At 72.3% G+C, this 20,131-nt stretch carries 20 protein-coding genes, 2 pseudogenes and 1 riboswitch; of the genes and pseudogenes, 13 read left to right on the top strand and 9 right to left on the bottom strand.

What is annotated here, in order from left to right; translation table 11 throughout:
• Positions 1–17: 17 nt before the first annotated feature.
• Both AEQ27_RS08965 and AEQ27_RS08960 read left to right on the top strand, forming a co-directional pair.
• Positions 18–1,466, top strand: coding sequence for a TrkH family potassium uptake protein (locus tag AEQ27_RS08965; RefSeq protein WP_369813619.1), 1,449 nt, complete (start codon positions 18–20; stop codon positions 1,464–1,466).
• Positions 1,459–2,130, top strand: a complete 672-nt coding sequence (locus AEQ27_RS08960; RefSeq protein ID WP_054146335.1) for a TrkA family potassium uptake protein — start codon at positions 1,459–1,461, stop codon at positions 2,128–2,130. The genes AEQ27_RS08965 and AEQ27_RS08960 overlap by 8 nt, the downstream gene beginning before the upstream one ends.
• Before the next feature lie 6 nt (positions 2,131–2,136).
• On the opposite strand, the gene proC is transcribed toward AEQ27_RS08960, so the two are convergent.
• Positions 2,137–2,988: a pyrroline-5-carboxylate reductase gene (gene proC / locus AEQ27_RS08955; protein WP_054146334.1), complete on the bottom strand. Its 852-nt coding sequence runs from the start codon at positions 2,986–2,988 to the stop codon at positions 2,137–2,139.
• Between the two features lie 47 nt (positions 2,989–3,035).
• On the opposite strand from proC, the gene AEQ27_RS08950 reads away from it, so the two are divergent.
• Entirely contained in the window at positions 3,036–3,998 is a 963-nt protein-coding gene (locus AEQ27_RS08950) for a cation diffusion facilitator family transporter (RefSeq protein ID WP_054146333.1), read from the top strand.
• An 84-nt stretch (positions 3,999–4,082) separates the two neighbouring features.
• On the opposite strand, the gene AEQ27_RS08945 is transcribed toward AEQ27_RS08950, so the two are convergent.
• Complete coding sequence (locus AEQ27_RS08945) at positions 4,083–4,514, bottom strand: nucleoside deaminase (RefSeq protein ID WP_054146375.1); 432 nt, start codon at positions 4,512–4,514, stop codon at positions 4,083–4,085.
• 93 nt (positions 4,515–4,607) lie between these two features.
• On the opposite strand from AEQ27_RS08945, the gene upp reads away from it, so the two are divergent.
• The 5 genes from upp (at position 4,608) to AEQ27_RS08920 (ending at position 10,128) form a co-directional block, all read left to right on the top strand.
• Positions 4,608–5,240, top strand: coding sequence for a uracil phosphoribosyltransferase (gene upp, locus AEQ27_RS08940; RefSeq protein ID WP_054146332.1), 633 nt, complete (start codon positions 4,608–4,610; stop codon positions 5,238–5,240).
• Positions 5,241–5,738: 498 nt separating this feature from the next.
• Positions 5,739–6,515, top strand: a complete 777-nt coding sequence (locus AEQ27_RS08935; protein ID WP_082383387.1) for a winged helix-turn-helix domain-containing protein — start codon at positions 5,739–5,741, stop codon at positions 6,513–6,515.
• 333 nt (positions 6,516–6,848) lie between these two features.
• Positions 6,849–7,301, top strand: coding sequence for a MarR family winged helix-turn-helix transcriptional regulator (locus AEQ27_RS08930; RefSeq protein WP_054146331.1), 453 nt, complete (start codon positions 6,849–6,851; stop codon positions 7,299–7,301).
• Positions 7,298–8,671, top strand: a complete 1,374-nt coding sequence (locus AEQ27_RS08925; RefSeq protein ID WP_054146330.1) for a deoxyribodipyrimidine photo-lyase — start codon at positions 7,298–7,300, stop codon at positions 8,669–8,671. The genes AEQ27_RS08930 and AEQ27_RS08925 overlap by 4 nt, the downstream gene beginning before the upstream one ends.
• A 26-nt stretch (positions 8,672–8,697) precedes the next feature.
• Positions 8,698–10,128, top strand: a complete 1,431-nt coding sequence (locus tag AEQ27_RS08920) for a serine hydrolase (RefSeq protein ID WP_161805511.1) — start codon at positions 8,698–8,700, stop codon at positions 10,126–10,128.
• Between the two features lie 37 nt (positions 10,129–10,165).
• Here AEQ27_RS08920 and AEQ27_RS08915 read toward each other — a convergent pair whose 3' ends face one another.
• Together AEQ27_RS08915 and AEQ27_RS08910 are read right to left on the bottom strand one after the other, a co-directional pair.
• Positions 10,166–11,098 (bottom strand): carbohydrate kinase family protein, encoded by a 933-nt coding sequence (locus AEQ27_RS08915; protein WP_161805510.1) that lies wholly within the window; start codon positions 11,096–11,098, stop codon positions 10,166–10,168.
• Between the two features lie 121 nt (positions 11,099–11,219).
• The gene (locus AEQ27_RS08910) at positions 11,220–11,669 is read right to left on the bottom strand and encodes a DoxX family protein (protein WP_054146327.1); all 450 of its coding nucleotides are present in this window, start codon (positions 11,667–11,669) and stop codon (positions 11,220–11,222) included.
• A gap of 279 nt (positions 11,670–11,948) precedes the next feature.
• Here AEQ27_RS08910 and AEQ27_RS08905 point away from each other — a divergent pair, with 279 nt between their 5' ends.
• Both AEQ27_RS08905 and AEQ27_RS08900 read left to right on the top strand, forming a co-directional pair.
• Entirely contained in the window at positions 11,949–12,734 is a 786-nt protein-coding gene (locus tag AEQ27_RS08905) for an NAD(P)-dependent oxidoreductase (RefSeq protein ID WP_054146326.1), read from the top strand.
• 52 nt (positions 12,735–12,786) lie between these two features.
• On the top strand, positions 12,787–13,230 hold the full coding sequence (locus AEQ27_RS08900; protein ID WP_054146325.1) for a GNAT family N-acetyltransferase: 444 nt from the start codon (positions 12,787–12,789) through the stop codon (positions 13,228–13,230).
• A 62-nt stretch (positions 13,231–13,292) separates the two neighbouring features.
• On the opposite strand, the gene AEQ27_RS08895 is transcribed toward AEQ27_RS08900, so the two are convergent.
• Entirely contained in the window at positions 13,293–13,763 is a 471-nt protein-coding gene (locus AEQ27_RS08895; protein WP_054146324.1) for an Lrp/AsnC family transcriptional regulator, read from the bottom strand.
• A gap of 168 nt (positions 13,764–13,931) precedes the next feature.
• Between AEQ27_RS08895 and ald the strand changes: the two genes are divergently transcribed.
• From ald to AEQ27_RS08880, 3 genes are all read left to right on the top strand, one after another.
• A complete protein-coding gene (gene ald / locus AEQ27_RS08890; protein WP_054146323.1) occupies positions 13,932–15,041 on the top strand; it encodes an alanine dehydrogenase in 1,110 nt (369 codons plus the stop codon).
• 136 nt (positions 15,042–15,177) lie between these two features.
• Positions 15,178–15,741: a TetR family transcriptional regulator gene (locus AEQ27_RS08885; protein WP_054146322.1), complete on the top strand. Its 564-nt coding sequence runs from the start codon at positions 15,178–15,180 to the stop codon at positions 15,739–15,741.
• A 78-nt stretch (positions 15,742–15,819) separates the two neighbouring features.
• A complete protein-coding gene (locus tag AEQ27_RS08880) occupies positions 15,820–16,617 on the top strand; it encodes a dienelactone hydrolase family protein (RefSeq protein WP_054146321.1) in 798 nt (265 codons plus the stop codon).
• Positions 16,618–16,998: 381 nt separating this feature from the next.
• On the opposite strand, the gene ribH is transcribed toward AEQ27_RS08880, so the two are convergent.
• The 4 genes and pseudogenes from ribH to AEQ27_RS08860 all read right to left on the bottom strand — a co-directional run bounded on the left by ribH (position 16,999) and on the right by AEQ27_RS08860 (position 20,048).
• Positions 16,999–17,499: a 6,7-dimethyl-8-ribityllumazine synthase gene (ribH, locus tag AEQ27_RS08875; RefSeq protein ID WP_054146320.1), complete on the bottom strand. Its 501-nt coding sequence runs from the start codon at positions 17,497–17,499 to the stop codon at positions 16,999–17,001.
• A gap of 47 nt (positions 17,500–17,546) precedes the next feature.
• Positions 17,547–18,209 (bottom strand): annotated as a pseudogene (gene ribB, locus AEQ27_RS18325) (3,4-dihydroxy-2-butanone-4-phosphate synthase); the annotation flags it as partial.
• 137 nt (positions 18,210–18,346) lie between these two features.
• Positions 18,347–18,947: pseudogene (locus AEQ27_RS18320) on the bottom strand (riboflavin synthase); the annotation flags it as partial.
• A 182-nt stretch (positions 18,948–19,129) separates the two neighbouring features.
• Positions 19,130–19,265: riboswitch (FMN riboswitch) on the bottom strand.
• Between the two features lie 90 nt (positions 19,266–19,355).
• The gene (locus tag AEQ27_RS08860; protein ID WP_054146319.1) at positions 19,356–20,048 is read right to left on the bottom strand and encodes a pentapeptide repeat-containing protein; all 693 of its coding nucleotides are present in this window, start codon (positions 20,046–20,048) and stop codon (positions 19,356–19,358) included.
• Positions 20,049–20,131: the final 83 nt, after the last annotated feature.

Below are 20,131 nucleotides of genomic sequence, written 5' to 3'. Positions count from 1 at the left end.
GGGATAGCATGACCGTCGTGACTCGCGCCCCCGTCGCCGGTCGACGCCGCCCCTCGGACCCCGGCCGCTCGCCCTGGCGCAGACTCAGCGACGCGATCGACGACATCGGTCGCAAGTCGCCCGCGCGCTTCGCCATCCTGATCTTCACCGGCCTGATCGTCGTCTTCACGCTGCTGTTCTCGCTGCCGATCTCGTCCGCCGACCGGACGATCACCCCGCTGGCCGACTCCGTCTTCACGGCCGTCTCGGTCATCTGCGTGACCGGCCTCGCGACTGTCGACATGGCCACCCACTGGTCCCTGTTCGGCCACGTCGTCATCTTCGTCGGCGTGCAGATCGGTGCGATCGGTGTGCTCACGTTGGCCTCGATCATGGGTCTCGTCGTCTCGCGGAAGCTCGGCCTCCGCGCCCGACTGATGGCCGCCGGCGACCAGAACCCGCTGCGCGTGCACGCCGGCCCGGTGCCCGAGGGTCAGGCGGTGCGTCTCGGCGAGATCGGTGGCCTGCTGACGACGGTGGCGCTCAGCTCGTTCGTGATCCAGCTCGTGATCGCCGTGCTGATGATCCCCCGCATGCTGATCGACGGCATCCCCGTCGGCGACGCCGTGCTCGACAGCTTCTACTACTCGGCCATGGCCTTCACGAACACGGGGTTCACGCCGAACGCCGAGGGACTCGCCGCGTTCGAGAACGACTACTGGTTCCTCAGCCTGATCATGGTCGGGGTGTTCCTCGGCAGCATCGGGTTCCCGGTGATCTACGCCCTTGCCCGCAACCCTCGCAACCCCCGTCGCTGGTCGGTCCACGTGAAGCTGACCCTCGTCACGACCGCGATCCTGATCGTGTTCGGCATGGTGCTCTACATCGTCCTCGAGTTCGACAACCCGAAGACGTTCGGCGGCATCGCGGCCGGACCGACGGTGTTCCAGTCGCTCTTCCTCAGCATGATGACGAGGTCGGGCGGCTTCTCGACGATCCAGATCTCCGACCTGAACGGCTCGTCCCTGCTCGTCACCGACATGCTCATGTTCATCGGCGGCGGCTCGGCCTCGACGGCCGGCGGCATCAAGGTCACGACGCTCGCCGTCCTGTTCCTCGCCGCGTTCGCCGAGGCGCGCGGTCAGCGGTCGATGGAGGCCTTCGGCCGTCGCATCCCCAGCGACGTCCTGCGCCTGGCCGTCAGCGTCGTGTTGTGGGGCGCGACGATCGTGGCGGTGTCGAGCATCCTGATCATGCACATCACCAAGGAGCCGCTCGACCACGTGTTGTTCGAGACCATCTCGGCCTTCGCGACGTCAGGCCTCAGCACGGGGCTGACCGACCGGCTCCCGGACTCGGCGAAGTACATCCTGGCGGTCACGATGTGGATGGGCCGCGTTGGTACAGTGACACTCTCCGTCGCCCTGGCCGCCAGCCAACGACGCCAGCTGTTCATCCGAGCCGAGGAGCGACCGATCGTTGGTTGACAAGATCAAGCACGACGCCCCGGTGCTCGTCATCGGCCTCGGCCGCTTCGGCGCCGCCACCGCCGGGCAGCTCGAACGGCAGGACCGCGACGTGCTCGCCGTCGACACCGACGCCGGGCTCGTGCAGAAGTGGGCCGACCGCGTGACGCACGCGGTGCAGGCCGACGCCCGGAGCATCGACGCACTCAAGCAGATCGGTGCGCAGGACTTCTCGATCGCCGTGGTCGCGGTCGGCTCGTCCATCGAGGCCAGCGTGCTCATCACGGCCAACCTGGTCGACCTCAAGGTGCCGCAGATCTGGGCGAAGGCGATCAGCCAGTCGCACGGCAAGATCCTCGCCCGCATCGGTGCCAACCACGTGATCTATCCCGAGCGCGAGGCCGGCGAGCGCGTCGCGCACCTCGTCTCGGGTCGCATGCTCGACTACATCGAGTTCGACGACGCCTTCGCCATCGTCAAGATGTACCCGCCGAAGCCCGTCCGCGGTGCCTCGCTGGCCGCGTCGAACATCCGGAAGAAGTACGGCATCACCATCGTCGGGGTTAAGAGCCCCGGGGGCGCGTTCGTCGAGGCCACCCCCGACACGGTCATCAGCAACCACGACCTGATCATCGTGTCGGGTGACAGCCGCGCGATCGAACGTTTCGCCGCCCTCGAGGGCTGACCGCGGCTAGCGACCTTCGGCGATCTCGCGGTTGCGGGCGAGGGCGGCCTGTGTGGCCCGCTCGAACAGCTCGAGCAGACCGCCGTCGGCGAGTTCGGCGACGGCGCGCTCGGTCGTGCCGCCCGGGCTGGTGACCCGACGACGCAGCTCGGCGGGCGCGGTGTCGGTCGGCAGGACGTCACTCGTCGCGAGCAGCTCGCTCGCACCGCGGAACGTGCCCTGCACCATGGTGGCGGCCTGCGCGCGGGTGAAGCCCAAGGCGACCGCCGCCTCCTGCAGTTGCTCGATCAGGTAGAAGACGTAGGCGGGTCCCGAACCCGAGATCGTGCTGAGCGCGTCGATCTGCGACTCGGGGACGACGACGACGTCGCCGACCACCGCGAAGAGCGACCGGGCCAGGTCGAGGTCGGCGTCGGTCGAGCGCGAGCCGGCGCTGAGCCCGGTCACCCCGAGGCCGACGTGCGACGGGGTGTTCGGCATGGAGCGCAGCACCGAGACCGACTCGGGCAGGGCGGCCTCCATCGTGGCGGTCGTGACGCCGGCGGCGAGGCTCACCACGACGGCGCCCGCGTCGAGCGCCGGACCGATCTCGTGCAGGAGGTCGACCACCATGTGCGGTTTCACGCCGATCAGGACGAGCCGCGCACCGACGACCGCCGAGGAGTTGGCGCTCGGGTCGGTCTCGGTCGCGAGCGAGGTGACGGCGCCGTGCCGCAGCGCCCGGGCCTTGACCTCGGTGCGGTTCGTCACCCGCACGCCCCCGTCGACCGACACCTCGGGGCGCAACAGGCCCTGCAGGATCGCGCCGCCCATCGAGCCGGCTCCGAGAATCGCTGTGGTGGGGAGGGTGGTGACCATCCGGCCATCCTAGGATCGACCAGGACCACACGAGGGGATCGGAACCGATGAGCAGTCACGGCGGCAACAAGGCGATCATCGCCGCACTCAGCGCGAACCTGGGCATCGCGGTGACGAAGTTCATCGCCTGGGCCTTCTCGGGATCGTCGTCGATGCTCGCCGAGGGCGTCCACTCGCTGGCCGACTCGGGCAACCAGGTGTTGCTGTTGCTGGGCGGCCGCAAGTCCAAGAAGGCGGCCGACGCCGAGCACCCGTTCGGCTACGGCCGGGAGCGTTACGTCTACGCCTTCGTCGTGTCGATCATCCTGTTCAGCGTCGGCGGTGTCTTCTCGCTCTACGAGGGCGTCGAGAAGCTGCGCGAGCCGCACCCGCTCGAGGTGCCCTGGCTGCCGGTGCTCGTGCTCGCGATCTCGCTCGCCCTCGAGGGGTTCTCGCTGCGCACGGCGATCCGCGAGTCCCGACCGAGCAAGGGCCAGCAGAGCTGGGTCTCGTTCGTGCGCCGCGCCAAGGCCCCCGAGCTGCCGGTCGTGCTGCTCGAGGACGCCGCCGCCCTGCTGGGCCTGTCGTTCGCCATGGTCGGCGTCGTGCTGACCTGGATCACCGGTGACGGCGTGTTCGACGCGATCGGCACCCTCGCGATCGGCGTGCTCCTCGTCGCCGTCGCGATCGTCCTCGGCATCGAGACGAAGAGCCTGCTCGTCGGCGAGGGCGCCTCGGCCGACGACGTCGCGAAGATCCGCGCGGCCGTCACCGGCGGCCCCGAGGTCGAGTCGATCATCCACATGAAGACGCTCTACCTCGGCCCCGACGAGCTGCTCGTCGGCGTCAAGGTCGCGATGCCCGGCCGCACCGTGCTGGCCGACGTCGCCAGCGCGATCAACGCCGTCGAGTCGCGCATCCGCGAGGCCGTGCCGATCGCCCGCGTCATCTACGTCGAACCCGACGTCTGGGTGAAGCCGGGCCAGGTCGACCCGCCGACCGACGCGATCGTCATCCGCGCCGCCGACTGACCCGAGGAGGCGCGGGTCGGCCACGCGCGCCGGCCCGGTCCCGCGGTGCTCGGTCCGGCGTCGCTCGGTCCGGCGTCGCTCGGTTCAGCGTCGCTCGGCGAAGAACGCGTCGAGCTGCGCCCGGCACTCCGCCTCGCGCACGCCGGCGTAGACCTCGGCGCGGTGCGGCAGCCTGCGGTCGCGGACGATGTCGTAGACGCTGCCCGCGCCTCCTGCCTTGTCGTCCCAGGCGCCGTAGACGAGCCGCGGGACCCGCGCGGCGAGCAGTGCCCCGGCACACATGGGGCACGGTTCGAGGGTGACCACGAGCGTCGTGCCGGTGAGGTGCCAGTCGCCCGTGTGCGCGGCGGCGGCCCGCAGCGCGATCACCTCGGCGTGGGCCGTCGGGTCCTGGCGCAGTTCGCGTTCGTTGCGGCCCGTCGCGATCACCACACCGTCGGCGTCGACCACCACGGCACCGACCGGCACGTCGGCCGAGACGCGACAGGCGGCGGCCTCGGCGAGGGCGAGCGACATCCAGTCGTCGAACTCGGGCGGGACGGCGATCACGGGGCCTCTGCGGGGTCGGGACGGCTCGCGGAACCGGTCGACTCCGCTACCGTTGAGCCTATGCGAGTGCACGTAGCGGACCACCCCCTGATCACCCACAAGCTGACCGTGCTCCGCGACAAGAGCACACCCTCCCCCACCTTCCGGGCGCTGACCGAAGAGCTCGTCACGCTGCTGGCCTACGAGGCCACGCGCGACGTCCGCACGAGCCCCGTCGACATCGAGACCCCGGTCGGCCCGACCACGGGTCTCGAGATCAGCCAGCCGCGACCGCTCGTCGTGCCGATCCTGCGCGCCGGCCTCGGCATGCTCGAGGGCATGACCAAGCTCGTGCCCACGGCCGAGGTGGGCTTCCTCGGCATGGTGCGCGACGAAGAGACCCTGCAGCCCACGACGTACGCCGAGCGTCTGCCCGACGACCTGTCGAACCGCCAGTGCTTCGTGCTCGACCCGATGCTCGCGACCGGTGGCTCGCTGATCGCCGCCATCGACTACCTGCTCGACCGCGGCGCCGTCGACGTCACGGCGGTCTGCATCCTGGCCGCACCCGAGGGCCTCGCCGCCGTCGAGAAGGCGATGGAGGGCCGCGACGTCCACGTCGTGCTCGGCGCCGTCGACGAGAGGCTCAACGAGCAGGGCTACATCGTGCCGGGCCTCGGCGATGCGGGTGACCGCCTGTACGGGCTCGCCTGACGCACGCCATCTCGACGACCCGGGCCGCGCCTCCTGACCGCAGGAGGCGCGGCTCGGCGTTTCCGGGCCGCCCACGCCGTCGGAACGCGAACGTCGCTTGACATCGGGACGCGGGGTGTAACAAGATCGACCCCATGACTAACAGTGTGCTCGCCCCGACCTCTCGTGAGGCCCTCGGGAGCACCGGCATGATGATGCCGATGCACGCTGTCACGTGTCGAATGTGTGCCTGATCCGGTCACACACCTCGCCGAGTCGAAGCTGCTGACACCGCCAGCTGAGCTCGTGGCCCCACCCGGTCACTGAGCCACCGACTCCAGGATGCTCCGCGTCGCCACCCTCGACGCGCATCCCGAACGGTGCATCGCACCGACTGCTCGTGACGTTCGGCACCATCGCCGGCGGGATCGAGCACCGACACACATCGAGCAGTCCCTCCGCATCCCGGCGACCCGTCGGCCGAGGGACCGCCGCCGTCACGCAAGGACCCCGCCTGTCATGTCCCTCATCCTCGACCGCCCCGTCACCGCCACCCGCACCGTCTCGCCCGCCCGCTCCGCCGCGCCGACTCCACTCCGCGAGATCGCGCCCGCCCGCTCGGCCGCCCCGACCGCCGCGCCCGTCGCCTCGATCCCCGCGGCTCCCGCGGCACCTCGCCCTCGCGCCGTGCCCGAAGGCACCGAGGCCCGCGGCTTCGTCCTCTACGTCGGACTCGACGAGCTGAAGGCCGCCGCCGACGGCACCTCGCTCGGCGACGTCGTCTCGCAGATCAAAGAGCTCGTCGGTCGGATCGCCCCGTCGGCCGAGACGCACGCCGCCGTGGCGCTCGCTCCCGAGGGGGCGGGCGGCCGCGACGTCGACGTGGTCCGGCTGGCCCTGCAGGACCCGGCCGCCCTGGCGAAGCGCCGGCAGGGCACCGAGGACGACGAGCCCGGCGCCCGTGGCGGCGTCGTCGTCGACATCTCGCGCAAGCGCCTGCTGCTGGACGGCGACGTGGCCCCCCTGACGTACAAGGAGTTCGAGCTGCTGCAGTACCTCGTCCTGCGCGAGGGCCGCACCATCGAACGAGCCGAGCTCATCTCGAGCCTCTGGGCCGACGGCGACGACGAGGTGCCGAACGAACGCACCATCGACGTCCACGTCCGCCGGCTGCGGTCGAAGCTCGGCGCCTTCGAGGACATCGTCCGCACCGTCCGCGGTGTCGGTTACCGCTTCGACCGCCACGCGGACGTCTCGATCCGCCACGCGTCGACACCGTCGCCGGACGTGTTCTGAGCCCGGCTCGCATCACACGACGGCCGCGGTGCCGGGTCGGTCCGAGTTCCCAGGAATTCATCGGGTTCACCCCTGGACCACCGTTACCGATCCGTTATAGATTGTGTCTCGCCGACGTCGTTTGCTGTGGCGACCGAGGCGGAATGTGATTGCAGGACACTCCTGGTGCAAGGGAAGAGGGCCGGTCGCCATCGGGCGACCGGCCCTCTGTCGTGTGCCCGGGCGACCCATCTCGTGTCCCGACGGCACGGTGCCCGCGTCGCGTCCCCACCCGTGTCGGCCCGAGGACGGTGGCCTTTCGTAGACTCGTCCTCGACGAACGTGAGGTACGACATGAGCGAGACATCGATGGCCGTGGGGGCCTGGGAAGCCCTGTTCCGGGCCCAGGTCAGCGTCATGCGTGAACTGACCGAGTGCTTTCCGACCAGCGAGATCTCGTTCAACGAGTACGACGTGCTGTTCAACCTGTCGAACCAGCCCGATCGGCGGGCTCGCCTCCGCGGCCGGCCCCGTCACCCCCTGCTCACACAGCCGAGCATCAGCCGCCTGGTCGACCGACTCGCCTCGAAGGGCATCGTCGAGAAGACCTCCGACCCCGGCGACGGGCGAGGCATCATCGTGACCATGACGGACGAGGGCTACGACCTCTACCGACGCACGGCGATCAGCCACGCCGAGGCGATCCGCCGGCGGGTGGGCGGTGCGCTCGACGACGACGAGCTGGCCTCCCTGGCCGAGCTCTGCACCAAGCTGCGCCTCGGCACGCCGGTCGGGGCGGACGCATGACGTCGCCCTCGATCGTCTGGTTGCGCGACGACCTGCGCCTCGCCGACACCCCCGCCCTCGTGGCCGCCGTCGAGAGGGGTGAGCCGGTCGTCGTCCTCTTCCTGCTCGACGACGAGACCGACGGCATCCGCCCCCTGGGCGGCGCCTCGCGCTGGTGGCTGCACCACAGCCTGGCCGCCCTCGCCGACTCGCTCCAGGCCATCGGCGGCCGACTGACCCTGCGCCGGGGCCCTCAGGCGCGCGAACTCCCCCGCCTCGTCGACGAGGTCGGCGCCGGCGCCGTCTTCTGGAACCGCCGGTACGGCCTCGCCGCCCGCGACGCGGATGCCGAGCTCAAGTCGTCCCTGCGCGAGCGCGGGCTCGACGTGCGCAGCTTCCAGGCGAACCTCATGTTCGAACCGTGGACGATCCAGACCGGGCAGGGCCAACCGTTCAAGGTCTTCACGCCGTTCTGGCGCGCGTGCCTCGACCGGCCCGAGCCGCGCCACCCCGAGGCGGCCCCCGACGAACTGCACGGGCCCCGCACGACGCCCGACAGCGACGACCTCGACTCGTGGGCCCTCCTGCCCACGGCACCCGACTGGGCCGGTGGACTCCGCGACTCCTGGACCCCGGGCGAGGCCTCCGCCCTCGACACGCTCGAACGCTTCGCCACGGGACACCTGGCCGACTACGGCCTGCGCGACGAACCGGCTCAAGAGGCGACGAGCCACCTCTCGCCCCACCTCCGGTTCGGCGAGGTCAGCCCGTTCCAGGTCTGGCACCGCATGCGGGGCGACCTCTCGCCCGATGCCCGCGAGCAGGCCTCGGGCTTCCTCCGCGAACTCGTCTGGCGCGAGTTCAACCACACGGTCCTCTTCGCGAACCCGCACCTCGCCACGAAGAACTACCGACCCGAGTTCGACGAGTTCCCGTGGCACGAACTGGAGCCTGGCGAACTCGAGGCGTGGCAGCAGGGCACGACCGGCATCCCGCTGGTGGACGCCGGCATGCGCGAGCTGTGGACCACCGGGTACATGCACAACCGGGTGCGCATGGTCACGGCCAGCTTCCTCGTCAAGAACCTGCTGGCCGACTGGCGGGTCGGCGAGCAATGGTTCTGGGACACCCTGGTCGACGCGGACGAGGCGAACAACCCCGCCAACTGGCAGTGGACGGCCGGCTCGGGCGCCGACGCGGCCCCGTACTTCCGGGTGTTCAACCCCGTGCTGCAGGCCGACAAGTTCGACAAGCAGCGCGACTACGTGCGCCGCTGGGTTCCCGAGGTCGACGACGACTCGTACCCCGAGCCCATGGTCGACCTCAAGGCCTCGCGCCGGGCCGCGCTCGACGCCTACGAGGCGATGCGCCGCACCACCCGCACCGAATGACCCCGCCCCCCGAGAGGACCACCTCCGTGACGACGTCATCACACCCCGCCCGCACCAGCCCACCCGCGGGGATCGACGCCGTGTTCGCCGCGCGTCCGCCCGAGCGTCGCGGTCCGAGCGCCGTCTGGGCGACCTTCGACCGCACGGGCCTCGTGCACGACCGCTCGTACGGCGAGATCGCCCCCGGCACCGCACCCGGCGTCGACACGGCGTACCGCATCGCCTCGTGCACGAAGAGCTTCACCGCGACGGCCCTGCTCGCCCAGCGCGACGCCGGGCTCGTGTCGCTCGACGCACCGATCACCGACTTCGTGCCGGCGTTCGGCGAGGTGGCCCTCCCGACGGCCGACTCCCCCGTGCCGACCTTGCGCATGCTCCTGACCATGTCGGCCGGCTTCCCCACCGACGATCCGTGGGGCGACCGGCAAGAATCCCTCCCCGACGACGAACTCGACGCCCTGCTGCGGGCCGGGCTGAGCTTCGACAGCGTGCCGGGCACGACCTTCGCCTACTCCAACCTCGGCTTCGCCCTCGTGGGCCGGGCGATCGCGGCCGTCGCCGGCAGGCCCTACCGCGAGGTCGTCGAGTCGACCGTCCTCGAGCCGCTCGGTCTGGCGAGCACCGGGTTCGAGGTGACCGTGTCGGCCACCGGAGGCGTCGCGATCGGCCACCGCCGCGCCTCCGACGGGGGTGACGCCCTGCCGTTCTCGGGCCCGGGCGCGTTCTCGCCGATCGGCGGGTTGTTCAGCACCGTGACCGACCTCACGCGCTGGGCGCGCTGGCTCGGCTCGGCGTTCGACCCCGAGGGCCGGGGCGACCTCGACGGCATCCTCTCGCGCGCCTCCCGACGCGAGATGCAGCAGGTGCAGCGGTTCGTCCCCGCCCGGGCCGGTCACCCCGGCGGCTACGGGTTCGGCCTGTTCGTCGAGCACTACCCCGACCACGGCCCCGTGGTGTCGCACAGCGGGGGCTACCCCGGGTTCTCGGCCCACATGCGTTGGCAGACCGCGACCGGCCTCGGCGCCATCGGGTTCGAGAACGCGACCTACTCGAAGGTCTCCGAGCCGATCGGGCTCGCACTCGACGGCATGATGGCCGACCGCGCCGACGCCCGGGTCGTCGTCCGCCCGTGGCCCGAGACGTCGAGCGCGCGGGACGCGGTCGAGGCCGTGGTCCGCGGCGGGACGGTGCCCGACGGGTTGTTCAGCGAGAACGTCGAACTGGACCTCCCGCTCGACCGACGCCGCGCCTCCTGGGCAGCTCTCGTCGAGTCGGTGGGGGGCTGGGACGACTCCGGCGACGGTGATCCGCTCCCGGCCGACGAGTCGTCGGCACCGTCGCACCTGGTCTGGCGTCGACGCGGTGCCCGCGGTGTCGTCCGGTTCGAGATCCGGCTCACCCCCGAGCGCCCGCCCCGGGTCCAGACCGTGCTGGTGAGCGCCGAGAGTCCGCGCTGACCCAGGGCTCGTCCAGCGCTCGACCGGTCCGACGTCGTCAGGCGGGCGGCCGCCCTCCGGCCACCCCGGCGGCCCGGGCGGCGGCGCGGGCCCCGCTGCGTCCCGCGACCCCCAGGCTGCGCGACGTCGCCCACGTGGCGATGAACCCGGCCGAGAACGCGTCGACCAGACCCACCGAGTCGACCCAGCGCGAGACGACCCCGTCGACCACGACCGGCGGCTGCCCCCGCGAGACCACGACGGCTCCCCCGTCGTCGGCGACGAGAGCGACCACGCCGACGTGTTCGGCGAGGGCCGCCGCCGCGGCGATCGGCTCGTCCAGCCCGGTCAGCTCGCGAGCCGTCTCGTCCGACGGGAAGAAGAGATCGGCCCCGTGGACGGCCGCGAGGAAGGCGGACACCCCGAACCGGCGGACGATCGAGGCGCTGCCCGGGGCGACCGAGACGAGCGCTCCGGCCTCCCGAGCCCGGCCCACCAGGCGTCGGAGGGCGACGGGGCTGCGGGACTGGGCGACCGTGTAGCCCGTGAAGTGCACGAGACCGGCCCCGGCGACGAGGTCGTCCGGGACGTCGTCCGGACCCAGCGAGGCACCTGCGCCCCGATCGGTGAACATGGTGCGCGACGAGCCGTCGACCGTGATGACGACCGTCCCCGTCGGGTCGTGCGCGTCGTAGGCCAGGCGGGCCACGACCCCGGCGGTGGCGAGCAGCTGCGAATGGCGTTGCAGGTCGGCCGTGCCCACCCGCCCGACGAACGAGACGTCGACCCCCAGGGACCCGAGCCACGCCGCCGTGTTCGCCGCCGATCCCCCGGCCCGGTGCCGGATGGTGGCCACCGTCTCGGTTCCGGGGTCGCCGCCCGTCCGGGGGCTGACGATGATGTCGTCGAGGACGTCCCCGAAGACGAGCACGGGCGACCCGGTGCGGGGTCGGTCGCCCGAAGGGCGGAGGCGGTCGGTGGCGAGGGTCATCGGCATCCACCCGACCACGGATCGGGGGCGGGGACGGGACGAGGAGGCGCAAATCACCCTCGAGGGCACGTCACGTTCACCCGTCCCGGCCCCGCCGACCGGCCGCGCCGGGATTCGTCGGTCAGACGGTGACGGGCTGCGAGGCCGGGGCCTCGCGACGGGCACGCCGTCCTCGGACGACCAGGGCGTCGAGGGCGAGGCGGCCCGGCCCGGTGAGCACGATCGCGATCGAGGCGACCGCGAGGACGAGGACGTACTCGAAGCCGCCGGTCGTCGAGTAGAAGCCGTTCGGCAGGTGGACGGCGACCAAGGCGACGACCGCCGTGACCGCCAGGAGGGCGGCGGCGACGCGGGTGGCGAAGCCGACGACGAGCGCGACACCGGCGGCCAGTTCGGTGACGGCCGCGACCGGGGCGGCCACCTCGGCGAGCGGGATGCCCATGCCGCCGAAGGCACCCTGTGTCGCGGCGAGGCCGTCGACGGCGAGCTTCTGCCACCCGTGCGCGACGAAGACGACCCCGAGGACGACGCGGACCAGGAAGAGTCCGAGGGACGAGGGAACTGACGACATGGAGGTGCCTTTCGGTCGGGGACGGGGTCGTGGCACGTCGTCGGGCCCTCCGTCACGGTATGAGGTGACGCGTCACCGACCCGGGCCGTGGAGCGCCCTGCCAGGCCTTCGCCAGAACCCTGCCAGGCTCGGGTGGGGCATCCGGGGGACGCGGGGACGCCTCGCGAGGGCCGTTCGGTGGACGCCTGACGTGCCCCGAGGGACGGTGTCGGTGGTCTCGGGCAGGATCGGAGCGGATGACGAGACGGGCCGACGGCCCCACGACGAGAGGCGGCACGCATGGCGACCATCGCGATCACGGGGGGCTCGGGGCGCATCGCCACCTGGGTCCGCCCCCTGCTGCTCGAGGCCGGCCACGACCTACGGTTGCTCGACGTGGTCGCGCCGCCCGACGACCTCCGGGCACGCGAGACGTTCGAACACGTCGGCGTGACCGATCTCGAGTCCCTCACCGTCTCGCTCGGCGGAGCCGACCTGGTCGTCCACCTCGCGTCCCACGCCAGCGAGCGCACGTGGCACGAGATCCGCGACCTCAACGTCGAGAGCGCGTACGTCGTGCACGAGGCCGCCCGTCGCGCCGGTGTCGCCCGCCTGCTCGCGGCCAGTTCGGTGCACGCCGTCGGTTTCGAACCCGGCTCGAGTGCCGCCGACCACGACGTCCCCGCCCCTCGCCCCGACTCGTTCTACGGCGTCAGCAAGGTGCTGCTCGAGGCCGTCGGCAGCCTGTACGCCGACCGTTTCGGCCCGACCGTCGTGTCGGCGCGCATCATGACGGCCGAAGTCGAGCCGCCCGACGCCCGCAGCCTCGGCACGTGGCTGTCGCCGGCCGACGCGACCCGGTTGATCCTGGCCACCCTCACGACGGCCCCGGCCGGGCACCACGTCGTCTGGGGCGTCAGCCGGAACACCCGTCGCGTCGTGTCGCTCGCCGCGGGCGAGGCCATCGGCTACCACCCCGAGGACGACGCCGAGGCGTTCGCCGACCGCTTCGCGGGTCAGGTGCAGCCACCCGACGCACCCGTCGGCGGCGCCTTCACGACCATGCCGCTGGGTGAGGCGTGGTGACCGGCCCGGCGGCGGCATCCGGGCACGCCCGCGAGGCCGATAGCGTGGCTCCGTGAACCCCACCCTGCACTCGTCGTCCGTCGCAGAGGTCGACCCCGTCGTCCTCTACGAGATCCTCCGCCTCCGGGTCGACGTCTTCGTCGTCGAACAGGAGTGCCCCTACCCCGAGCTCGACGGGCGCGACCTCGAACCGACCGCGCGCCTCCTCTGGTTCACCGACGACGATGCCCGCGTCCTGGCGACGCTCCGCGTGCTGCACGACGGCGACGACCGTCGCATCGGCCGGGTGGCGACGGCGGCGGCGGCTCGCGGTCGTGGGCTCGCAGCCGACCTGATGCGAGCGGCCGTCACCGCGTGCGAGGGCCGACTGATCCGACTCGACGCCCAGGCCCACCTCTCGGGCTGGTACGCACGGTTCGGCTTCGTGGTCGACGGTGACGAGTTCCTCGAGGACGGCATCCCCCACCTGCCGATGACGCTCGTCGCCTCGCGCTGAGGTCGGCCCCGCCCGCCGGCGCGTCGTCGACCAGCCGACCAGCCGGTCAGCGGGTCAGACGGTCAGACGGTCGGGCCGGGGTGGTGGTGCTCGAAGACCAGGCTGGTGCGGGTCGAGGCGACGGCCGGGTGCGCCGAGAGGTGGTCGAGCACGAACTCGCGCACGTCGTTCGTGTCGCGGACCGCCAGGTGGATGATGAAGTCCTCGGACCCGCCCAGGAAGAACAGCTGCACCACCTGCGGCAGGGCCCGGATCTCGGCCGAGAAGGCGGCGATGCGCTGCCGGGCCGAGGCGAGGATCGTCACGCTGATCAGCGCCTGCAGGTCGAGTCCGAGGGCCGAGAGGTCGACGTCGGCCCCGAAGCCGGCGACGACGCCGCGCTCGACGAGCGACCGGAGGCGCGCGAGACACGTCGACGGAGCGATCCCCACCTGCGCGGCCAGGGTGGCGTTCGGGGTGCGGCTGTTCGCGACCAACAGGCGCACGAGCTGCCGGTCGATCTCGTCGAGCCGAACGTCGTTCGTCGCAGCCATGTCCAGTCGCCCCCTCGTCGTCGATCGTGCGGCGACAAGGGCCCCGCACAGAATCTCGTGCGGAGAGCTTGGCACGCATCGGCACGAAACAGCACACTGACCTCAGTTCGGCGAACAGAGGCGTGCACCGGCCGCCCGTCGTCGAGGCCACTCCCGAGAGGACGAACCATGCGCGTCGGCATCCCCACCGAGATCAAGAACAACGAGAACCGCGTCGCCGCGACCCCGGCCGGCGTCCACGAGTTCTCGCGCCGCGGACACGACGTGATCGTGCAGGCGGGTGCCGGGCGGGGTTCGGGGTTCTCCGACGACGAGTTCGTCGCCGCGGGCGCGACGGTCGTGGACGACGCGGCCACCGTCTGGGGTGAGTCCGACCTGCTCATGAAGGTCAAGGAGCCGATCGCGGCCGAGTACCCGCTGATGCGGGCCGACCAGACCCTCTTCACCTACCTGCACCTCGCGGCGTCGCCCGAGTGCACCGAGGCCGTCCTCGCCTCCGGCACGACCGCGATCGCGTACGAGACGGTCCAGCGGGACGACCGCAGCCTGCCGCTGCTCTCGCCGATGAGCGAGGTCGCCGGCCGCCTGTCCACGATGGTCGGGGCCTACCACCTCATGAAGCCGATCGGCGGCACGGGCGTGCTGCTCGGTGGCGTCCCCGGCACCCCGAAGGCGAAGGTGGTCGTGATCGGCGGCGGCGTCGCCGGCGAGCACGCCGCCGCGAACGCCCTCGGCCTCGGCGCGGACGTGACCGTGATCGACGTGTCGCTGCCGCGTCTCCGTGCCCTCGAGGTGCAGTTCGGCGGCCGGGTGCAGACCCGCGCCTCGACGGCGTACGAGATCGGCGCCCAGGTCGCGGCGGCCGACCTGGTGATCGGCTCCGTGCTGATCCCCGGCGCCCAGGCCCCCAAGCTCGTCACCGACGACATGGTCGCGTCGATGCGTCCCGGGTCGGTGCTCGTCGACATCGCCATCGACCAGGGCGGCTGCTTCGAGGGATCGCACGCGACCACGCACGACGACCCGACCTTCGCCGTGCACGACAGCGTCTACTACTGCGTCGCCAACATGCCCGGGGCCGTCCCCCAGACCTCGACCCGGGCCCTGACCAACGCGACCATGCCCTACGCGCTGGCCCTGGCCGACCGGGGGTGGCGGGACGCGATCGCCGTCGACGCGTCGCTGGCGCGGGGCGTCAACGCGGTCGCCGGGCGCATCACCAACGCCGGCGTCGCGACCGCGGCCGGCGTCGACCTGGCGGATGCCCGCACCCTCTGACCGTCCGACGAACCGACAGCGCCCGACGGCGCCCGACGGCGCCCGTCGGGACAACGAGCGAACCGTTCGGTCCGGTCAGCGAAGACCTCGGTCCGAACCGGGTGGTCCGGTGGGGTCCAGCCCCTATGCTCTGGGCATGGCACGACGACCCACCCCTCCGCGGGAACGGCTGCTCGAGGCAGCGAGGACCGAGTTCGCGGCCCGCGGCCTCGCCGGGGCCCGCGTCGACACGATCGCGCGCGACGCCGAGGCGAGCAAAGAGCGCCTCTACGCCCACTTCTCGACCAAGCGTGACCTCTTCGACGCCGCGCTCGGCGAGAGCATCGGTCGCTGGGTCGCGGTCGTCCCCTTCGACGCCCACGACCTGCCGGGGTGGGCGAGCGCCCTCTACGACCACCTGGCCTCGAACCCCGACGACGCCCGACTGCTGCTCTGGGGTCAGATCGAGGGCGTCGCACTGCCGAGCCCCGGCGTGCTCGACCACGGCCAGCTCGAGGCGCGCCGCGACTCGGTGCGCGCGGCGCAAGACGCCGGCGACATCTCGTCCGGCTGGGACGCCGACGAGTTGCTGACCATGGTCTTCGGCGTCGTGCTGGCCTGGTTCGTCACGCCCGAGGCCACCAACATGCACACCGGCCCCCAACAGAGGCGGTGCGACGTCGTGCGACAGGCCGTGGCACGGATCGTCGACCCGGGCTGAGACCAGGCCCGAGTTTTGGGCGAGACCGCGGCCGAGACCGGTCGGCGCCGTCCGACCGGTCGGGAGTAGCGTCCCCGTGTGACCACGACCGAACCCGCTCCCGCCCTCTCCCCCGACCTGCAGCGCGTCCTCGACAGCGTGCCCGACCCGGGCGGCGTCGCGACGTCGGACGAGGTCTACGCGGCGACCGACGTCGATCTCGAGGGGTTCCTCGCGAAGCCGGCCCGCGCCTCCTCGTCCGAGCTCGTGCCCGGCGTCCTCGTGCTGCACGACTGGATGGGCGTCATCGACCACGTCGAGGTGCGCGCGCAGATGCTCGCACGACTCGGCTACGTCGCCCTCGCCGGCGACGTCTACGGGCAGGGCGTCCGACCCTCGCCGCAGGACGCCGCGGCCGAGGCGGGCAAGTACTACGGCGACGTCGCGCTCTTCCGGTCGCGGCTGCTCGCGAACCTCGAGCGACTGCGGGCCGAACCCGGCGTCGACCCGTCGCGGATCGCCGTGATGGGCTACTGCTTCGGCGGCTCGGGGGCCCTCGAGCTGGCTCGCGCGGGCGCCGACGTCGCCGGCGTCGTGTCGTTCCACGGTGGGCTCGGCACGGGCATGCCCGCCGAGAAGGGCGCCGTGACCGCCCCGCTGCTCGTCATGACGGGCGCGGCCGATCCGGTCGTCCCCGACGAGGCGGTCGTCGCGTTCGAGGACGAGATGCGCGCCGCCGAGGCACCCGACTGGCAGGTGCTGAGCTACAGCGGCGTCATGCACGCCTTCGCCGTGCCCGGCACCGACGCACCCGACCACGGTGCGCAGTACGACGCCCGCGCGGACCGCCGCTCGTGGCAGCAGCTCGAGGCCTTCCTGGCCGAGGTCTTCGCCTAGCCGGTCGGAGCCTCCCCGCGCCCGCCCGGGGCCCCCACCCGCCCGGGTCAGTTGCCTGTGCAATTCGCGACACCGGAGATCCGACACGCCGCTCAACTCTCGAGATGAGCGGCGTGTCGTCGTCCCATGGTCGGGTTCGGCCAAGAGCTTTCAACGCGGTCGGGTTCGGCACGGTCGGGTTGCCGGAGAGGTCGCGAACCGCCCGGCAGGAGGCGCGGGTCGCGGAGCCGGGGAGGCGCGGGACGAGGAGGCACGGGTCGCGGACCCGGGGAGGCGCGGGGCGAGGAGGCGCGGGTCGCGGACCCGGGGAGGCGCGGGACGAGGAGGCGCGGGTCGCAGAGCCGGGGAGGCGCGGGTCGAGGGACCGGCGCAGCGCAGGTCCTAGAAGCCGATGACGCGGCCCGAGCCGGCTCGGGCGATGTCGCGCAGCTGGACGGCCGTCGCGACGGCGGCGTGTGCCGCCTCGGCGCCCTTGTCCTCCCTCGAGCCGGGAAGGCCGGCGCGGTCGAGGCCCTGCTGCTCGTCGTCGAGCGTGAGCACGCCGAACCCGACGGGCTTGCCCGTGTCGAGGGTCACCCGCAGCAGGCCCGAGGTCGCGGCGTCGGACACGTACTCGAAGTGCGGCGTGCCGCCACGGATGATCACTCCGAGGGCGACGACCGCGTCGGCCCCGGCCTCGAGCGCGGCCTTCGCGACGACGGGCAGTTCGAAACTGCCGGGCACGCGCACGACCGTGGCCGTGGCGCCGAGGCGTTCGACGGTGGCCAACGCTCCGGCCAGCAGTCCGTCGGTGATCGTCTCGTGCCAGGTGCCGGCGACGATCGTCACGCGGACTCCCGTGCCGTCGACGTCGAGTTCGGTGGGGGCTCCTGCTCCGCTCATGCGGGGTCTCCTTCGGGGGTCGTGTTCGTGTGCGTGTTCGTGGTCGTGGTCGTGGTCGTGGTCGTGGTCGTGGTGTCGATGATCGGGGAACCGGGCACGGGGGCGGGATCGTCGAGGTCGCGGTCACCCAACCAGGTGACGAGGTCGGCGATCGTCACGACCGGCACTCCCTCGCGGCCACCGAAGTCGAGCAGTTCGTGCAGGCGCATCATCTCGCCGTCGTCGCCCACGATCTCGCTGATCACGGCGACGGGTCGCAGCCCCGCGGCCTTCATCAGGTCGACGGAGGCCTCGGTGTGGCCGTCGCGCTCACGCACTCCGCCGTCGCGGGCCCGCAGCGGCAGGACGTGCCCGGGGCGGTGCAGGTCGTCGCGCACGCTGGTGGGCGACGCGAGCGTGCGCAGGGTCGTCGCCCGGTCGGAGGCGCTGATGCCCGTCGTCACACCGGCCGCCGCGTCGACGCTCACCGTGTAGGCCGTGCCGCGGGCGTCCTCGTTGTGGGCGACCATCGGCGGCAGGTCGAGTCGGTCGGCGATCTCGTTCGTCATCGGCGCGCAGACGAAACCCGACGACACCCGCACCGTCCAGGCGATCCACTCGGGCGAGGCCAACTCGGCCGACAGGACGACGTCGCCCTCGTTCTCGCGGGACTCGTCGTCGACCACCACGACGGGTCGGCCCCGACGCAGGTGTTCGAGAGCGAGCTCGATCGGCGCGAGGCGCGAGTCGACCCGCGCCTCCTCGGCGGGGGTCGACACGGTCCGGGGCGCCCCGCCACGGCCGCGTCGGGCGCGTCCAGCGCGTCGGCCCGGCCGGTCGCACCACGGGGGCCGTCGGCGTCGAGCGCGTCCAGCCGCAGCATGCGGCGCACGTGACGGGCGAGCACGTCGGTCTCGACGTTGACCCGGTCGCCGACGGCCTTGCCGCCGAGCGGCGTCACGGCGAGCGTCTCGGGGATGAGGCGGACCTCGAACCACCCCGGAACCTCGCCGGGATCGCTGATCGCGCTCACCGTGAGGCTCACGCCGTCGAGCGTCACCGAGCCCTTGTCGACGAGCAGGGGCGCGAGGTCGTCGGCGAGGTCGAAGCGGACCCGACGCCAGGCGTCGCCCTGCTCGATCTCGACGACCGTGGCCGTGCCGTCGACGTGGCCCTGCACGATGTGACCGCCGAGGCGGTCGCCGACGCGGGCGGCGCGTTCGAGGTTCACGGGCGTGCCGGGGCCGAACGCCCCGACCGTGCTCATGGCCAGCGTCTGCCCTGACGTCGGCCGTGAACGTGTCGCCCTGCTGCGCGACCACCGTCAGGCAGACGCCGCTGACCGAGATGGAGTCGCCGTGCGCGGCGTCGGTCAGCACGGCCGGGCCGTGGACCGTCAGTCGGACGCTGTCGCCCCGGTCGTCGACGCGTTCGACGCGTCCGAGTTCTTCGACGAGACCGGTGAACATCAGCGCACCGCCGTGCTCGTCGCGTCGATGGGTCGGCGCGTTCGTGCGTCGGGCCCGCGGGGCGTGGTCGCCTGCGTCGTCATGTCGTCCTCCGGTCTGCCTGGCTGTGTGCCGAGGGCTCTCCGGGGGTGCGCGACGCGAGGGTCGGCATCGGCCCGGGGTCCGCGGACGGACGACCGGGCCCGCGCTACCTCTCATCCGGACTATGACCGTCGGTACCGGAGTTCCACCGGTTCAACCGGGTCGGCACCTCTCGGTGACGACACGGGTCGCGGACTGTGACCGCCGGCTCAGATTTTCACTGACCCCGGAGCGCGTTGCTCTGTCGGCGACGATAGCACCGCCGCCTCGTGCAACCCCGACGTGTTCGGCCAGGGCGTAGCCGGGCGCAACACGGGCGGCCCGGGCTCAGCCGACCACGAGCCCGAGGTGAGCCGCCATCGTCGGGGCGAAGGTCGCCAGCTGCAGCTCGTCGATGGTCGCGCCGCGAAGCCCTTCGAAGCCGTCGATGCGCGAGAAGTCGCTGGTGCGCAGGTCGGTGTGCGACAAGGAGGCGCGGGTCACGTCGAGCGTGCCGATGCGGCAGTCGACCAGCGCGACCCGCAGGGCCTGGACGCCCCCGAGGTCGAGTTCGCCGATCGTGCACCCCTCGATCACGACGTCGGTGAGTCGCGCCCCGCGCAGGTTGAGGAAGTCGATCTTGCCGCCGACCACGTGCACCGACCGCAGCTCGGCGTCGAACAGCTCGGCCGACCCCCACCGGGGCCGCTGGACGCGGACGTCACGCCAGGTGCTGCGCGCTGCGGCCAGCTCGGGGGCGAACGAGTCGGACAGCACCGACTCGACCAGGCGCGCACCGCGCAGTCGGGCCGATCCGAGCCGGGGCGCCTCGAAGACGCACTCGGTGAACTCGGCCCCCTCGAGGTCGCGATCGGTCAGGTCGGCGTCGACGTAGCGCTCGAGCTCTCGGGTGTCGCGCGGACCCAGCAGGTCGGTGCCGAGGACGACGAGCCCCTGCGGATCGACGGGGTCGAGCCGCGGGGCGTCGGTGCCGCCCGGGGTCGCGGGGCGGGACGGCGTGGGGCGGCGCGGCGGGGTCATGCGTGCGGGGCGGCGGCGGCCTGCCAGACGCCCCCCGCCCCCTCGGGTCGGCGGCACCGCACTCCGAGCACGCCCCCAGGCCC

Origin of the sequence: Frigoribacterium sp. RIT-PI-h (genome assembly GCF_001297205.1) — a bacterium.
Taxonomy (GTDB): domain Bacteria; phylum Actinomycetota; class Actinomycetes; order Actinomycetales; family Microbacteriaceae; genus Frigoribacterium.
This window is presented reverse-complemented; position numbering and strand designations above follow the sequence as displayed.

Coding starts and splice junctions, on each gene's coding strand:
- AEQ27_RS08905 (WP_054146326.1), top strand. CDS start 11,949: ATGGCGACCATCGCGATCACGGGGGGCTCGGGGCGCATCGCCACCTGG.
- AEQ27_RS08910 (WP_054146327.1), bottom strand. CDS start 11,669: ATGTCGTCAGTTCCCTCGTCCCTCGGACTCTTCCTGGTCCGCGTCGTC.
- ribH (WP_054146320.1), bottom strand. CDS start 17,499: ATGAGCGGAGCAGGAGCCCCCACCGAACTCGACGTCGACGGCACGGGA.
- AEQ27_RS08930 (WP_054146331.1), top strand. CDS start 6,849: ATGAGCGAGACATCGATGGCCGTGGGGGCCTGGGAAGCCCTGTTCCGG.
- AEQ27_RS08945 (WP_054146375.1), bottom strand. CDS start 4,514: ATGTCGCTCGCCCTCGCCGAGGCCGCCGCCTGTCGCGTCTCGGCCGAC.
- AEQ27_RS08860 (WP_054146319.1), bottom strand. CDS start 20,048: ATGACCCCGCCGCGCCGCCCCACGCCGTCCCGCCCCGCGACCCCGGGC.
- AEQ27_RS08925 (WP_054146330.1), top strand. CDS start 7,298: ATGACGTCGCCCTCGATCGTCTGGTTGCGCGACGACCTGCGCCTCGCC.
- AEQ27_RS08935 (WP_082383387.1), top strand. CDS start 5,739: ATGTCCCTCATCCTCGACCGCCCCGTCACCGCCACCCGCACCGTCTCG.
- AEQ27_RS08950 (WP_054146333.1), top strand. CDS start 3,036: ATGAGCAGTCACGGCGGCAACAAGGCGATCATCGCCGCACTCAGCGCG.
- AEQ27_RS08885 (WP_054146322.1), top strand. CDS start 15,178: ATGGCACGACGACCCACCCCTCCGCGGGAACGGCTGCTCGAGGCAGCG.
- ald (WP_054146323.1), top strand. CDS start 13,932: ATGCGCGTCGGCATCCCCACCGAGATCAAGAACAACGAGAACCGCGTC.
- AEQ27_RS08895 (WP_054146324.1), bottom strand. CDS start 13,763: ATGGCTGCGACGAACGACGTTCGGCTCGACGAGATCGACCGGCAGCTC.
- proC (WP_054146334.1), bottom strand. CDS start 2,988: ATGGTCACCACCCTCCCCACCACAGCGATTCTCGGAGCCGGCTCGATG.
- upp (WP_054146332.1), top strand. CDS start 4,608: ATGCGAGTGCACGTAGCGGACCACCCCCTGATCACCCACAAGCTGACC.
- AEQ27_RS08915 (WP_161805510.1), bottom strand. CDS start 11,098: ATGACCCTCGCCACCGACCGCCTCCGCCCTTCGGGCGACCGACCCCGC.